This window comes from Leifsonia sp. PS1209 (assembly GCF_012317045.1).
Classification (GTDB): Bacteria; Actinomycetota; Actinomycetes; order Actinomycetales; family Microbacteriaceae; genus Leifsonia.
This window is the reverse complement of record NZ_CP051154.1, coordinates 1,222,343-1,237,895: the sequence shown is the minus strand read 5'-3', so window position 1 is coordinate 1,237,895 and position 15,553 is coordinate 1,222,343. Positions and strand designations below refer to the sequence as shown.

At 64.4% G+C, this 15,553-nt stretch carries 11 protein-coding genes and 1 tRNA gene; 6 read left to right on the top strand and 6 right to left on the bottom strand.

Annotation, left to right across the window (positions count from 1 at the left end; all coding sequences use genetic code 11):
- Nucleotides 1–4 precede the first annotated feature (4 nt).
- Complete coding sequence (locus tag HF024_RS05915; RefSeq protein WP_247597412.1) at nucleotides 5–1,660, bottom strand: AarF/UbiB family protein; 1,656 nt, start codon at nucleotides 1,658–1,660, stop codon at nucleotides 5–7.
- A 116-nt stretch (nucleotides 1,661–1,776) separates the two neighbouring features.
- Nucleotides 1,777–2,334 (bottom strand): PadR family transcriptional regulator, encoded by a 558-nt coding sequence (locus HF024_RS05910; RefSeq protein WP_168690792.1) that lies wholly within the window; start codon nucleotides 2,332–2,334, stop codon nucleotides 1,777–1,779.
- Nucleotides 2,335–2,499: 165 nt separating this feature from the next.
- Between HF024_RS05910 and HF024_RS05905 the strand changes: the two genes are divergently transcribed.
- Nucleotides 2,500–2,682: a YegP family protein gene (locus HF024_RS05905; RefSeq protein ID WP_085371400.1), complete on the top strand. Its 183-nt coding sequence runs from the start codon at nucleotides 2,500–2,502 to the stop codon at nucleotides 2,680–2,682.
- Between the two features lie 19 nt (nucleotides 2,683–2,701).
- Here HF024_RS05905 and HF024_RS05900 read toward each other — a convergent pair whose 3' ends face one another.
- Nucleotides 2,702–3,049: a nuclear transport factor 2 family protein gene (locus HF024_RS05900; protein WP_168688961.1), complete on the bottom strand. Its 348-nt coding sequence runs from the start codon at nucleotides 3,047–3,049 to the stop codon at nucleotides 2,702–2,704.
- Nucleotides 3,050–3,095: 46 nt separating this feature from the next.
- Entirely contained in the window at nucleotides 3,096–3,794 is a 699-nt protein-coding gene (locus HF024_RS05895) for a TetR/AcrR family transcriptional regulator (RefSeq protein WP_168688960.1), read from the bottom strand.
- Nucleotides 3,795–3,887: 93 nt separating this feature from the next.
- Here HF024_RS05895 and HF024_RS05890 point away from each other — a divergent pair, with 93 nt between their 5' ends.
- The 5 genes from HF024_RS05890 to HF024_RS05870 all read left to right on the top strand — a co-directional run bounded on the left by HF024_RS05890 (nucleotide 3,888) and on the right by HF024_RS05870 (nucleotide 12,923).
- Nucleotides 3,888–4,724, top strand: a complete 837-nt coding sequence (locus HF024_RS05890; RefSeq protein WP_168688959.1) for an NAD(P)H-binding protein — start codon at nucleotides 3,888–3,890, stop codon at nucleotides 4,722–4,724.
- Nucleotides 4,725–5,063: 339 nt separating this feature from the next.
- A complete protein-coding gene (locus HF024_RS05885; protein WP_168688958.1) occupies nucleotides 5,064–5,906 on the top strand; it encodes a hypothetical protein in 843 nt (280 codons plus the stop codon).
- 71 nt (nucleotides 5,907–5,977) lie between these two features.
- Complete coding sequence (locus HF024_RS05880) at nucleotides 5,978–9,370, top strand: DEAD/DEAH box helicase (RefSeq protein WP_210724029.1); 3,393 nt, start codon at nucleotides 5,978–5,980, stop codon at nucleotides 9,368–9,370.
- Between the two features lie 153 nt (nucleotides 9,371–9,523).
- On the top strand, nucleotides 9,524–11,872 hold the full coding sequence (locus HF024_RS05875; protein ID WP_168688956.1) for a hypothetical protein: 2,349 nt from the start codon (nucleotides 9,524–9,526) through the stop codon (nucleotides 11,870–11,872).
- A gap of 718 nt (nucleotides 11,873–12,590) precedes the next feature.
- Nucleotides 12,591–12,923, top strand: coding sequence for a hypothetical protein (locus tag HF024_RS05870; protein WP_168688955.1), 333 nt, complete (start codon nucleotides 12,591–12,593; stop codon nucleotides 12,921–12,923).
- Nucleotides 12,924–13,461: 538 nt separating this feature from the next.
- Here HF024_RS05870 and HF024_RS05865 read toward each other — a convergent pair.
- Nucleotides 13,462–13,535 (bottom strand) — tRNA-Pro (locus HF024_RS05865).
- 71 nt (nucleotides 13,536–13,606) lie between these two features.
- Nucleotides 13,607–15,535: a cellulase family glycosylhydrolase gene (locus HF024_RS05860; RefSeq protein ID WP_168688954.1), complete on the bottom strand. Its 1,929-nt coding sequence runs from the start codon at nucleotides 15,533–15,535 to the stop codon at nucleotides 13,607–13,609.
- Nucleotides 15,536–15,553 lie beyond the last annotated feature (18 nt).

The window sequence follows — 15,553 nt, the reverse complement described above, 5'->3', positions numbered from 1 at the left end:
GCCGCTAGCGTCTGCGCCGGCCCGCGAACAGGGCGTGCAGCAACGGCAGGACCGACAGCGCCATCAGGACGGTGCCGAACACCGGCTCCCCCGCATGCAGCACAGCGCCCGAGATGAGCAGCGCGCCGAACAGGATGGCGGAGACCACCCGTCTCGCCGTGCGGTCGAGGGACGCGACGCGTTGCTCCAGTCGCGGAGAGCGGACCTCGACGGTGCCGTCGTCGATGCGGTCGAGCAGTGCATCCACCCGCTTCGGCAGGCGCAGGGCGATGCCCGCGATCTCGACGGCCTGCTTCGCGAGATCCTGGACGACGTTCCCCCGCTCGTCGCGGAGCAGCTGGGCGGCGTACGGCTCGACCGAGTCCCACAGGTTGAACTCGGGGTCGAGCGCGCTGCACACCCCGGAGGTGAGCGACATCGCACGGATGATCAGCAGGAAGTTCTCCGGCAGCTGGAACGGCAGCGAACGCACGACGTCGCCGAACTGCACGGCGAAGTCGCGGAACTCGCGCGGGTCGACCTCGCGCAGCTCGGCGAACCCCATGCCGCCGAACCGGGCGAACAGGTGCGTCATCGCCTTCTCGAGCTCGGTGGTCTCGGCGGTCGGGAGGAGCACGCCGACGTCGCGCATCGCATCCACCAGTCCGCGACCGTCGCGGGAGGCGGCGGCGATCAGCAGCTTGCGCAGGCCGCTGCGGGTGGAGGACGGGACCTCGCCCATCATGCCGAAGTCGATGAAGGTCAGCTTCCAGGGCCGGGTGTCGGGTGCGACGGGTGCGTCGGGTGCTGGCGAGGCTGCCGCGGTGACGGGCGCGACCGGCGTGACGAAGATGTTGCCGGGGTGCGGGTCGGCGTGGAAGAAGCCGTTCGTGAACAGCTGGTCGAACATGACGGAGGCGAAGACCGGCGCCACCTGGGCCGGGTCGATGCCCGCCGCATCCAGTGCGTCGGTGTCGGTGATCTTGATGGCCGTCACGTCCTGGAGGGTGAGAACGCGCCTGGTCGTGCGCTCCCAGACCACCTCGGGCACCGCCACTCTGGGGTCTCCGGCGAACTGCTCGGCGAAGCGCTCGGCGTTCGCGGCCTCGTGCAGGTAGTCGATCTCTTCGAGGCTCGTGGTCGCGAACTCCTCCACCAGCGCCGGCATGTCGACCCGGTCGGACACGAGCCGCACGCGGCTCAGCCAGCCGCCGACCTTCCGCAGCGCGGCGAGGTCGACGTCGACGATCGCGCCGATGCCGGGGCGCTGCACCTTGATGACGACGCCATCGAGTCCGGTGTCTGCCGCGTCGATCGGTGAGAGACGGGCCCGGTGCGCCTGGCCGAGGGATGCGGCGGCGACCGGCGTCTCGTCGACCTGCGCGAACGCCTGGCCGAGCGGGACGCCCAGCTCGGCCTCCGCCAGCTCCCGGATGGCCGAGAAGGAGACGGGAGGCACCTCATCCTGGAGCCCCTCCAGCTCGGCGGTGATTTCGGGAGGCAGCACATCCAGCCTGGATGACATGAACTGCCCGACCTTGATCATCAGCCCGCCGAGGTCGACGGCGAGGCCGTGGAACCGCTGGGCGAAGCGCCGCATCCGCTTCGACCGGGTGCGATCGGCGACCCGCTGCAGGCCGATCCGCGGGAGGAACAGCTCGTACCACCAGGTCACGGCCAGATTCCAGCCGGCGAAACGCAGGATGCGGCGGTAGCGGGCGCGCGTCGACCCCGCGCCCTGTGCGTGTGCGTGTGCCTGTGGGTCAGGGCGAGCGGGACGAACCGACGACACCCGCGTCAGTCCTGGGCGAGAATCGAGTACAGTTTCCGCCGCGCCTCGTCGAGCACCGCGGCGGCCTGGTCGACCTGCGCCGGCGTGCCGGTGCGGCGCACTTGGCCTGCGGCCTGCGCGAGCTCGAAGGCGGCCTTGGGGAGGGCGCCGAAGCCCGGGCCGTCTGTGGCGTTGCCTGCGCTACCAGCGCTGGACTCCCACGGCGCAGGACCAGCGGCCTCCGCCTCGGCGCGACCGCCCTCGGTGAGCGCGTACGTCTTCCGGCCGTTCGACTCCTCGGCGGTGAGCAGCCCCTCGTCGGCGAGCAGCTGCAGCGTGGGATAGACGGAACCGGCGCTCGGCCTCCAGCTGCCGCCGCTGCGCTCCTCGATCTCGCGGATGATCTGATATCCGTGCATGGGCTTCTCGGCGAGCAGCACGAGGACGGCGGCGCGGACATCGCCGCGGCCCATGCGCGGCGTGACGCGCTTTTCGAAGGTGGAGCGCAGCTGCTCGAACGCCTGCCACATGGTGTCGGCGTTGAGTCCGGGGCCGGTGGCGCCGGCCGGGAAGGACGTGTTCATGATGTACCTCCGGATCGAGTCGGTAACGATAGTCAACGATATATCGTTACGGGCGGGGATGCGAGGGGTTCGTCGACGAATCTGCCTCTCGACGGGGAGCGATCGCTGCCGCTAGGGTGTGCTCGTCTGACAGCACAGGAGCTGCAGCGAACCGGGAGACGAACGATGGCCGGGAAGTTCGAGATCTACCAGTCCAGCAACGGCGAATACCGCTTCCGGTTGAAGGCGGGGAACGGCGAGATCATCGCGGTGTCCGAGGGGTATAAGTCGAAGGCGTCGGCGAAGAACGGGATCGAGTCGGTGAAGACGAACGCGGGAAGCGCGAGCGTCGAGGATCTGACCGAGTAGGCGGCCGCGTGCCGCTTCCCTACCGCAGGTACACGTAGAGGGCGGCGATCCGACCGTCCCGGATGAGCGCCACGTCGGTGCCGCGCACGACCGGGTCCGCGCCGGCCGGCCCGTATGACCACTCGACGGTGGCGAGATCCTGGACCTCGTGGAACGCTCCGGGAACGAACACGAAGCCGGGAGTGCGGTCGTGCAGCTCGCGGATCTTGTCGTTGATCGCCGCGGGACCGACCGCGACGCCGTCGTGGTCGGAGAACCGCGCATCCGGTGCGTAGAGTTCGGCGAGCACCGGGAGACGCCTGGCCTCGTCGCGTTCGTTGAAGACGCCGAGCAGGTTGCGGTGGAGGAGCTCCTCGAAGGTGGTCACCGTTTCTGTATACACGAAAGCCGCGGCGGGCCGACAGGGGGCTGCGTCAGTGGCGCGCGGTGGCCGACGGGGACGGTGTGCTGGCGAGGCCGTTCAGGATGGCGTCGATGGCGAAGTCGCGGCGGGCGCGCGCATCCGGGCCCGTGAGCGCTTCGGCGAGCTTCGCGACGTGGGGGTACAGGGCGGGGTCGGCGTCGCCGTAGACGGCCTTGACCCGTTCGCGGGCTCCGTCGCCTCGCCCGCGGTCGGGGTGCGACGTGCGCTCGATGGCCGTCGCGGCGGCGAACTGGGCGATGAGATCGACTCCGAGCGCAGCCGCATCCTGGTCGATTCCGCCGAGTTCCATCAGGGTGAGCTCGTGCTCCGCCAGGCGGAGGGCCCCCGGCCGGGTCGGGATGGTGCCCAGTGCCACCGCGCCGAGGCCGGGGTATGACTCGAGGGTCTCGATGGTGTTGACGATGGTCGCCGCCAGCGCCGGCCGCCACGCGCCGTCGCGGGCATCGACCAGCTGCACCTCGGCGTACGCGGAATCGAGGACGTGCTCGAGGAGCACGTCGCGATTGCCGAAGTAGGCGTACAGCGACGCCGGACCCGTCTGGACCTCGGCAGCGACGTGCCGGAGCGCCACCGCCTCCACTCCCCGTTCACGGATCAGCTGCCGAGCTGCATCGAGGATCAGCTGCCGGGAGAGCGGGACCTTCGCTGGTCGGTCCCGGCGCGAGACGGGCTCGGTGGATGCGGTCATGGGTCGATCGTAGCAATTGACACGATCAATGTTCTATACGAACATTGTTCGCGAACGTTGTTCGTGATTGTTCTTCGTGAGTGGAGGAAGAGGATGTCGGTTGTGGTGGTGGGCGCCAGCGGTGCCGTTGGGAGTCTGGTGGTCTCTGGACTGGTGGAGCGCGGGATGGCGGTGCGGGCGACGAGCCGCACTCCGCAGACGCTGAGCCTGCCGTCGGACGTGAAGGTGTTCGCCGCGGATCTGAACGAGCCTGCCTCGTTCGAGCCGGCGCTGGCAGGGGCGGATCGGGTGTTCCTGTACGCCGATCTCGAGGATCCGGGGGCACTGGTGGCGCAGCTGGTGCGATCGGGCATCCGGGATGTGGTGCTGCTGTCGTCGTCGGCGGTGACTCTCCCCGGAGCGTCGGACGACTTCAACGGTTCCCGATTCCTGCGCGTCGAACGGGCGATCGAGGCGTCGGGGCTGGGATACACGTTCCTGCGGCCGGGCGGTTTCGCCAGCAACGCGGCGCGGTGGAGCTGGAGCGTGAAAGGCGAGAGCGCGGTGCCGCTGCCGTATCCGGAGGCCGTGCAGGTGCCGATCCACGAAGCGGACATCGCCGACGTTGCGCTGGTCGCGCTGACGGGCGACACGTTGCGCGGGGCGAAGCCTCTCCTCACAGGGCCTGAACGGTTGACCCTGCGCGAGCAGGTCGCCACGATCGGCGAGGTGATCGGCCGCACGGTGTCGGTGATCGAGCAGACCGAAGCGGAATCGGTCGCGATGCTCTCGCAGTACGTGCCGGAGGTGTGGGTGAGGCAGATCGTGAAGGACTGGCGGGAAGCGGTGGGTGCGGAGCCGGCGGTGTCCGGGGAGTATGCGCGCATTATGGGGAGGGCGGGGCGGACGTTTCGGGAGTGGGTGGGGGATCATGTGGAGCTGTTCAGGTGACGGTGCGGCCGTCGCGGCGAGTGGTGTGCGCTCCAGAACGACGAAGTCGTGACGATCACGGCTCTCCGTCGGGCTGTGCCCCACACGCTCCCCCCGGGCGGCGGGGACCCCAACAGACAGCAGCGAGTAACGACAAATGGAGAGTGGCCGCTCGCATCGCGAGCGGCCACTCTCCATTTGTCGTTACGTGGGCTGTTTACGATACTTGCGCACGCTGGGCCACGCAGTCATGGAACCCCTTCCTTTCCTCCGTCGGCTCCGTTTTTTCCTCCGGCGTTTCATCTCGAGCGGTCAGCGTGCTGCGCGGGCCATCGGGTGCGATTGTGCGAACCTTCTCATGTGAAGCCGGCAACTCTAACGCCACTGCTCGACCTTTCCGAGTCCGCAGCTGGATCGCGCGTTTCATACTTCGTTGGGGGAGCTAACCTGGCGGAACCTGCCCGCGAAGTCGCCGCCCAATTGATTGCGGATGACGGGATGCGTGTGGCGTGCGGCAACACCCTCGCATTCGACAGCTGGCGGGCGCGACGGGACGGTGGCGCACCACACCCTTCTGCGCGCAGACAGGCCGTGGAGACGTATGCCTCCATCGCCTTCGGCCTACCCGGAGCTCCGCCGAATACCGACCACCTTCAGGGACATGTGGCGGAGTTGATCTGGAATCGCGTACTCGGCGAACGCGAGACGTGCATGGATGGTCGCCGACTGGTGAAAGCGCATTCAGTTAAGGCCGACCCAACCGAACCCGGTGGCGATGGGCTGGTCATCTACCGAGATTCGGCCGGCGATTTGGTCTTCCGTCTCTGGGAGATCAAGAAGCACGCAGCAACCGCGCGGATTTCGGCGACAATCAACCGGGCAAGTTCACAGTTGGAGGGGCGCGGTCACGAGTACCTGGCCAAGTTAGCCGCTCCCGAAACTCTCACCGCCGAAGGTGAGCTGCTCGACTTGTACGGCGAGATGGTGGAACTTTGGTTCGATCGAAGTGCCAGGGCTGGTGTCGGAGTTGCCGTCGGCACCACCAAGGACAACGCACCCCGAGACGGACGAACTTTCAGGTCCATCCGAACAAGGTTCCCCGCGTTCACATCAGCGACTCAGACCGAAGGACTGGTCGTGGCGCTACCTGACTTTGCGGGTTTCGCCGATCGTGTGAAGGAGATCGTGTGGAGCGGGCTTTAGACGCAGCCGTTCTCGCCGAGGCTTTGGGTCGAGCCCACGATGGCCTTCCATCAGCCGAAGAACTCCAGGAGATGCTCGCACAGGTCGAGATAGCGCTAGTGCTTCGGCGAGCCTCGTTCGAGCCAAAGCTCATCGAGACGGCGTGGTATCTGCACGCCGTTGCGTCAGTAGAGGAAGCTCGCAACCTTTACTCCTTGGCTCAGCAGCGCCGTGCCTTTCAAGTAAGCGCCCACATTTTCGACCTTGCGTTGAGTGTTGCCGACGCTTCAGCTTACGAGCGCCAGAGTTGGGGCTTCGCCGCAGCGATTGGCTACCGTCGTGGCGGGTTGGACCCCAACGCATCGGCTATCGCCCATCGGTTCGGGGAAGACTTGTATCAAGCCGCCGACAATATGTCCCGCATAGAACTGCTGCCAAGTCGGATAGGACTGGCCTTTCTCACCCTCAACGCCAGACGACTGTTCCCACTCCTGTCTGCATGGAGACGCCAGTTTGAGTCCCTCGCTGATGCATCCGACTTGGATGACCTCAGCCTTACCTCGCTGGGCAGCCTACAGTTCTTGATTCTCGGGGCCGAGGATCTTCTTTACTACTTCGCACGCGGCAATGCTGAACGTTACGAACGCGGCATGAACCTGTTGCGCCTCGCAGCATCGGACGACGTCAAGACCAACTCGCTGGACGCTCGATGGGTAGCCGCGCACCTTTTCGCCTTCGGTGAGGCAGCGCTACAAGGTTCTCTTTGGAACCCCTCGGTGTTGCCTGACTCGGCTGCGTCGATTGTACGGAGCGCGTTCACCACGGGCGGGTCGCCTGTCTTCACTCTCTGGGAGCCACAAAGAGAGTTACTCACGTCGAGTCCCAGCCCCTATGACCCGCAGACAAAGCGCATGGTCCTGGCCGTGCCTACCAGTGGTGGAAAGAGCCTGGTTGCTCAGATACTCGCCGTCGAGCAGCTAGCCAGAACCGGTAGAGGTGTCTGCTACGTCGTACCAACACGGAGTCTCGCCCGAGAAGTTCGCGCCAGCATGTCGAAGAGGGTGCGGGTACTGCAGCGCGAAGTAAAAGCGGAACAGCCCGATTACAACTCGTTGTGGGATCTGATCAACGCTATGCCAGAGCCGTTCGGAGATGTCGAAGTCATGACGCCCGAGCGGCTCGCGCACCTTCTAAGGCACGATGCAGACGGGGTCCTACGAACATTCGGCATGTTCATCTTCGATGAGGCCCAACTCCTTGCAGAGCAGGGCCGCGGGTTCACCCTGGAGTCCGCAATCTCGCTCCTGCACGTCCTGACTCAATCCACCGAACACAAGATCATGCTTATCTCGGCCGCGATGGGTAATAGCGGGGGGATTGCTCAATGGGTTGCCCAAAACCAGACTCCCCTGGTTTTCCGTTCGGATTGGCGGGGTCCTCGACGACTCCACGCGATCTTCTCAACCGAGGCCGAATGGTCTACCACGAAGACAGAAAAGACCTCAGGGACTGTCTGGAAATACAGGCACGTCACTGAACTGAAGGGTGTCATTCGCGTGCGCCTGGCAAACGGACGTGTGGAACGCTTGGTGACTCAAGGCGATACCGGATGGCGGCTCGTGCGCAAAGCCCGCGAGCTATCATCTGCCGCTGCGTCGTTCAGCACTGACGCCACTTCGACGAAGCAGTACGTCATCGCGGCGGAAATGATTGAGGCGTTGGGTCATGCTGGCTCGGTCCTAGTCGTGACATCGACGAAGGCGGATGCGCAACGTTTGGCACGTGAACTCGCGCGGCTGAACGGCCCCCAGGATGGCCTCGATGGGCTTGTAGAGTTCGTTCGCCAGGAACTGGGGGACGCGCATCCGCTAGTCGCTTGTTTGCGAAGTGGTGTTGGCTTTCATCACGCCGGCCTGCCCGTGGAAGTTCTGGAGGCGCTCGAATCAGCAGTACGCGACGAGAGACTCTCATATCTAGCTTGCACCTCAACGCTCACAGACGGAGTCAACCTTCCCGTCCGAACGGTCGTCATCTACGACGCGCCATACCCTGGGCAGCCGGAGGAAAGCCGCTTCGCTGGCGCGCGACTGGTGAACGCCATCGGTAGAGCGGGTCGTGCCGGCATTGAAACCGAAGGCTGGATCGTCCTGATACGAACTCAATCACCGTCGGATGACGACTTCGACGAGTTGAACCCTACGGCCGATCGGCTAGAGGTGCGATCTTCTCTCCTAGTCAACTCGTCTCTGGCCGCGCTCGCGGCCGCGGAGACGAGACTCAGCGCCGACGCCGACGCCATCTTCAGTGAACAAGATGTTGCCGCAGACTTCATCAGCTTCATTTGGACGACGCTAAGCGTCGTCGAGCGGCGTGCTCTGGATCCGGCCTCTTTGGACATTTCGAATATTGTGGCGGAGACCCTAGCCGGGAATCAGGCCGACCCCGCTCAATTACAGTTGCTTCAAAACTCAGCTCGAGCGGTTCAGCGGCGCTACATCACCGCGCCGGCAGCGGCACGGCTTAGATGGGCACAACCCGGAACATCAATCGGGTCGGCTCGGATCCTCGACCAAATCGCGGAGTCCGTGGCCCGCGAACTCTCCCAAGATACGGTTCTCGTTGGAAGCCCTGGGAGAGCCGTTGACTACCTCTCCGACGTCATTCGGGATCTGTATAGCTTGCAGGAAGCTCCCCCGTGGAAGTTCAAGCCGACCGCGCGCTCACCTCGCGACATCGCTGTTGACCCGGTCGAAATGTTAGGCGCCTGGATCGATGGGGCGAGCCTGCCATCAATCGCCAGCAGGTTCTTGAAGGACGTGGAAGACGACGAGTTTCGCTCTGAGCAGGTCGTCGGTGCTGTATCGCAACATTTCGAGCACTACTTAGCTTGGCTAATGGGCGCGCTCGTCGAACTGATCAATAATCGCCTCGAGGAACTGGGCTCGGAAAACTTCATCTGCCCAGAGTTGGGATCATTCATCCGATTCGGGGTCTCAAACGAGGCCGCTCTCGTCCTTCTGCGCGCAGGGCTGAGGTCACGTCGCCTTGCAAACACGATCGCGGTGCGGCTACCGGAAACACGAGATTCTGACGAAGCTGCACTTCGAAGCCGTTTGGCGCTGATGACGATCAGCGACTGGAGAATCAAGTTCGACGCCAACTCCTCGGATTTGATTGACCTCCTGGAGTTCACCCGAAGGAGGAAGCGCAATCTTCTGACCGAACTCTTGGAATCTGGCGTAACATACATCGCCCTAGCCGCGTTCGAATGGCCTACGGGTTTCAGCAACTTGCAAATCCACGAGGCGAAAGATGAACCGGATCCGAGGCCGTTTGGTGTCTACGCTGCGGGCAAGCTATTCGCATACGTCGCCACAGAAGACCATGCAGACGTCGCAAGCATTATCGACAGCGGCTTTGCAATCAGGGTCGAGCTGGATTTGACCGCCACAAAGCAACGACTGAGGGTGAGCCTGGAATCTTGACCCCGCCGGTGCAGCTCTTGCCACAACCCGCCGTGCGGCCACTGGCCTCGCGTGGCGCGCGAGGAACGGCTATTCGGCAGGGCAGAATCGCCATTACGAGTATCGATCGACTCAACAGTGCCGGCAGAGAGTTCCGCGTATATAGGGGGACGTTTGGATTACCTTCTCGACTCTGAATTGGCGTCAGGCCCCCATGAGGTGCAGGTCGGGTTGAGGCCGTCGGTCGTGGCGAGATGCGTCTCGACGCTGACGCAGGCTCAGGCGGCGGTCGCAAGGCTTTGTCAGGCGTGGGGCGGCGCAGGAAATCCGCTCCTCCCGCTCGCCGACGGAGCGGCTCCGCGCTACATCGCCAATCGGCTGGTTGAGGGCGAGGTGGACGGTTATCTACCGCATGAGGGGCAAGATTGGGCCACGCCCATCCCGGGTGTCCCGTACCTCTCGAGCGCCAATCCTTGGGACTACCCAGTGCTGGTCATAGCTGCAAAGGAGGATCTGACAAATGCGCGACCAATCGAAGTAGTCGAATTGGATCCAGACGATCCCTGGCGCACGGCTTACTTGGGCACCCTGGGCTGGATGCCCGACGAGCTTGATACGGACTTGACCGACCGAATTGGAGCGGAGCCGCTTGCCGTCTCTTCAGTTTTCCCACTCAATCGGGTGAAGGCCGAAGGTAGCATCCAGGATCTCGTGCGTCGGCTGCAAAATCAGAATGCCATAACCCCGCGTCAGTTCAGCACCTTATTCTTGGCCGCAGGCATCAGCCCGAATACCGGCTACTTCGCCGACGAGCCGGTCATCCCCGACCCGTGGCGTACGGCAACTGCCGCAGGCCCAAACATTGTCGTCGTTATGGAGCCGGAGTCGCTTGTCGACCTAGCTCTTCTCTGGAATCTGAGAGCCGCCTGGGGCGACTCCCACGTCATGCCCATCGGCATGCCGGTTAGTGCAGTGAACGGTGCAGCAATTCGTGAACTTCGTGTTCCCGGTGCCACCGCCTACTTTGGCTTCAGCGGCGGCGAAACGTATCTCACAAGCTCATCTGTGTCGGTCGAGCGCCTTACCGCGCTCAGTGTTGGCATCGCTAATACGCATGTTGCAGAGCCGGCGGACCTCCTCCGTTTCGGACAAGCACCGTCTCGGTACAGCGAGAGTGTGCAGAACTGGGCCGAGGGGGCGGCACGCATAGCCGGCCTTTCGGCCGACGACCGCGACTTGTTTCGGGCAACAGGGAAGGTGCCAAGCCTTCGCCTTTCGGTTCGGCTGAGAGACCGGCCCATTCCCGCTGTGGGTCCTCTAAGGGGACGCTTCTACGCAGACTTTCAGTCTGGCGGCGCTCAGGTTCAGGTGTCATCGTTGCAACGTCGGGGAACTGCGGAAGTGCGGTGGCCTTCCGGCTGGACGTCCCTCTCTGCAGCCGCGCTCACACTGGGACTGGACGTCCGCGAGTCGCAGCCGGGCCTAACTGCCATGAGCCTTGTCAGAGCCATCGGGTCCGTAGCCGATTGCTACTACCTGTCGGATCCTGGACTGCTCGGCCTCCTGTATGAAATGGCCGAGTTGAGCGGTATGTCTTGGTGGAAACAACGGTGGGCTGCCGCCGAAAGGAAGCTACGTGATGCCGGGCTTTCTCCGGATGAAACCGATGCCATCGCGGTGTCGGGGCAGCGAGATGCGCCCGTGGTCGCGGGGGCCGACGACACGCGCCAGGTCCCATTTGGTCGGTTCAAAGCCTGTTTCGGCGATCTGCGCGCCGCAAAGGTCTGGGTAGATTGGGCAACTAATCACAGGTTGCTAGTCAAGGGCGTGGAACTTCATTGCCCCTCTTGCCGAGCGACAACTTGGGTTCCGATAGCAGAGCTTTCTCCACCGTTCGTTTGCTCAGGATGCGCTCGCACTCTGCCTCAACCGTTCGGGCCGGAGAACCTAGTGTTCAAGTATCGCCTTGGTGAGGTGCTGCGGCGATGCCTCGAAAACGACTCTCTAGGACACGTGCTTGCATTGAGGTGGCTCGTCGATTTGTTTCACGATCGCGGACTTGTTGGCGCTCACCCCGGCGTCGAGTTCATTCTGGAAGGGCGTGTCGCGGCTGAAGCAGACGTCGTACTTCTTTTTGCAGATGGAAGCCTCGTTCCCGTCGAGGCAAAGCGTCGCGGTTCAGCCTTCAATCGCAGCGCCGCTGACCAGCTGGATGCAACATCGGAGCACCTCGGATCCCCATTCGATGTGATGTGCGTGCTCGACAGCGTGGCGAGTAACGACCTGCCAAGCAGCCTCGAACGCCGCCTTCCAGATCGACCCAGATTCCTTCTAACTGCTGATCATCTGAGCAGCCGCCACGTCATGTGGGCGATGGGCGCCGATCCCTTCAAAGCGCCTGACGCAGCGTCGTCGACTGATCGCAGGAAACAATGGGTGAGGTCTGTGGGAGAGATGAACGACGCCCCAGCAGACCCCGTGCTCCGGACGGTGGCACATTGGCGAGAGGAAGCGAGCGATTGAGGCCCAAGTCGAGGACATTCAGCAGCCTGACCGACGTAGCCAATCGTCGCAGCTGAGCAGTCGTACCTTGTCGGCCGTGCCGCGCTTGTATATGTCGCCCCAACGCTGCACGGCGTCTTGCACATAGCCGAGGTACTCAGCCGCGCTCACTGTCCACCGGTGGTCGTAAGTCAGCGCTCCATTAGCGCCTGAGGGGCTGACGTCGATCCAAACTACCGACCCGGCACCATTCCCAATCGCGTCGAATAGTGAGAGTCGGAGGTGACGCCACTCGCGTGGAGTGCGGTGTCTGACTCGGCGCACGGACTCGTACGCCTCCGCCATCACGCGTCGCCACGCCTTCTTGTCGCACTTACCGGTTTCGAGGCGGTACAGCCGTGACCGGAGCTCCGGGATCGAGCTGAGCAAATCGGCCGCCGCCTCGCGACGCAGGTTCCTCTTACGCCTGGGGCGTGCTCCGGGCGTTGCTGACGCTGACAAGCAGTACTGGGCGAATAGCCTCGCTGAGCGTCTGCACGAGCCGGCCTTCATGCTCGGCTTCACACCATCAACCGACTACCGCGTGGATCGGTTGAAGCCGTCCGGTGGTGCACACGGTGCCCGCTATCTGGAGGGACGCGCATGCTGTCCCAGCACTCCCGAGAGCAACCTGTAGGCGACTCAGCAGTATCACGACGGCGACATCGACAAGCCGACGTTCCGCGAGCGCAAGGAGGAATTGGCTGCCTACGAGCTCCACAAGAAGGAGACGAAACCGAACGGCAAGGTCATGCTGGCCTGCCCGGCGTTGGGGAACGCGCCCACCGTCACCTGCCCCCTGCGAGAACTCGTCAAAAAGGCGGCGAAGAAGAGCCGACCGGCGATCGACGAGGAAGACCTGATTCCTGCCGCCGTCCGCGACACAATCTGCTCGAAGCACAGTGCCACCTTCGACCCGGCCGATCTCCGTCGCGAGGCACAGGCGTTCCCCTACGGGACACAGGAGTGGGAAGACTTCCACACGCACGCACGCACGCAATGCGATCGAGTCGCTCAACTCGCAGATCAATAGCGGCGGCGGCCACAACCTTCACGACTCCACCCGTCGCCCCGTACGCGGATTCGCCGCGGCTCAGGTAATGATGACGCTCATCGTTGCGGCGTTCAACATGCGTAAGATCAGCTCATTCATCGCCGACGCTGCACACGAAGCTGCTCGGAGCCAGCCGAAGGATCCCAAGGTCAGACGACGTGACCGCGAGCACTACAACCCATACACCGGAACGTATCCGCCGGGCGTTAAGCCGTCTAAGCCCGACAGGACGCGACCTAACGATGGTGACGGTACGGGCGGGCCTCCGCTCCAGGAGTAGCCTGCCGGCCACCTACTGACACTGCTCGAGAGAGCCACAGCCCTGCTTAGAGACGGCGCCAGCCTGCCCGAAAAACCACAGCTGGCGAGAACCGATACTGACAACTACGAAGATCGCACCAAACTGACGCACTCAATCGGCATCTTCGCTATTAGGACCAGAATCGCCCCGGAGATTTCTCCGGGGCGATTCTCTTTTGGCCGGTTTCGTAAACAGTTACACAAACGGCCCGTTACGTCGGGCTGACAGGATTTGAACCTGCGACCCCTTGACCCCCAGTCAAGTGCGCTACCAAGCTGCGCCACAGCCCGAAGTCGCTTTGAGGGTGGAGCCCCAAAGCAACTTGTCCATACTAGCGTGTCCCGGCGGGTGCCCGTGCCACCTACTCGAAGACCAGCTGGCGCACCTCGACACCGTAGGGGGCGAGCGTCACCGTGGGCGAAGCAGAGCCCGTCAGGGTGTGGAGGGTTCCCGCAACCTGGGGGGTCACCGTCACTTCGGTGGGGTGCTGGGAGATGAAGAAGACGAAGCGGCGGCCGTCGGTGTGGACGAGGGTGTCGGTGAAGATCTCCGGGTCGGTGAGACGGATGTCGCGTTCGACGTCGGCCACGTCGGCGAGGGCGTCGTAGAGGCGCCAGGTGTCTTCGGGGTTCACGGCGGGGAGTTCGGAGGCGAAGTACTCCAAGGGGTAGGTGGAGAGGATCGCGCGGCCGGAGCCGTGGGGCTGGGAGACGATGACCGGGCGGTCGTGCGCATCCACTGCGATCACCGTTCCCGTGGTCGGTTTGACCGGGAGGAAGGAGCGAGAGTGGGCGTTGCCGGCGGCGGCGAACGACAGGACCTCGCCCTCGGCGAGGCTGCCGAACGACGTGAGGAAGCGGACCGTCACGGTGTCGTCGGCGACCGGGGAGACGAGGCCGTATGCGGAGTCGCGCTGCACGCCGAAGAGTTCTTCGGTGTATGCCCACCACGGGCCGCGCTGCACGCCGATGTCGCCTGCGCAGTACGAGGCGTAGATGGTGGCGCCCTCGGAGGCGAGCGTGATCAGCTGCTTCCAGGTGGGGCCGCAGAGCTGCTTCACGCTCGGCAGCAGGTAGAGGCCGTAGCCCGACGGAATGCCGCCGTCCTCCGCCTCGCGCACCACCGCGACAGGCACGTGGGCCTCGTGGGCGGCGACGTATGCCTGCTCCCCCGTCGCCACGATGAGCGCGCGCTCCGGCTCCTGGGTGAAGGGGTAGTCAGCGGCGAGGTGCGAGGGGACGACGATCGCCGCATCCACCGGGGAGCGCGTGACCGAGGCGAGGTCGATGGCGGCGAGGTCGGCGGCGAAACCGGCCAGCTCCAGCAGGGGCGGCTTCGGGGCTCCGGTCGAGTCGGTGATGCCGAAGTGCATCTCGAACGGGTGGTGGGAGTACGGGCGCTGGGCGATCAGGTCGTCGTAGTCGGTGTTGTTCCAGGCGATCCAGCCCGTCGCGCCCGCCAGCAGCGTGTTGTAGAGCAGCTGGCGGTAGTACGACGCAGCACCGGATGGGGAGACGAAGTCGCTCGTGACGCCGAACTCCTCCATGATCACCGGGAGGCCTGCGATATGGCAGAGCTCCGCGATGTACGCGGCTTTGAGGTGCTGCCTGGTCTGGTCGGACTCCATCCGGTAGACGTGCGGGCCGACGAAATCCGTGAAGGCGGCGAGGTCGGTGGTGGAGAAGCCGTTGTCGTGGCCGGTGGTCTCGATGCCCCATGCACCGTCGCCGACCGAGACCGGCTGCGTGCCCCCGCCCGCGCGCACCGCATCCACCAGGAGCGACGCCCATGCATCCACGATCGGGCGCGGCGCCTCTCCCCCGTAGATCGGGACCTCGTTGGTGAGCAGCCAGCCGGCGACAGCGGGATGCTCGGCGAAGCGGGCGGTCAGCTCGCGGACGTACCAGGCCTGGCGTCCGACGAACCAGATGTCGCTGTACAGGTCGCGGCCGTCCCGCCAGGCCGGATCCCAGTTCTCGCCCGACATGTGGCCGACCAGGAAGGTGGGCACCGTCGTCATGCCCGCATCCACGTGCGCGTCGAGGAAGTCGTGGAAGTTGGCGATGCACTGCTCGTCGAGCGTGTCCGGGGTGGGGTGGAAGTCCGGCCAGTAAAAGAACGAGCGTGTCATGGTGAGACCATGCTCGGCCAGGACGGCCAGCTCGGAGCGCACGACGTCGTGGTCGTAGCGCGTCCACATCAGCGGGCCGCCCGACCGGGACCAGAAGTTGGCGCCGAGCCAGATGGCCGGGGCGCCGTCGACGGCGAGCAGGGGGGAATGGCGTTCCATGATTCCTTCCGAAACGAC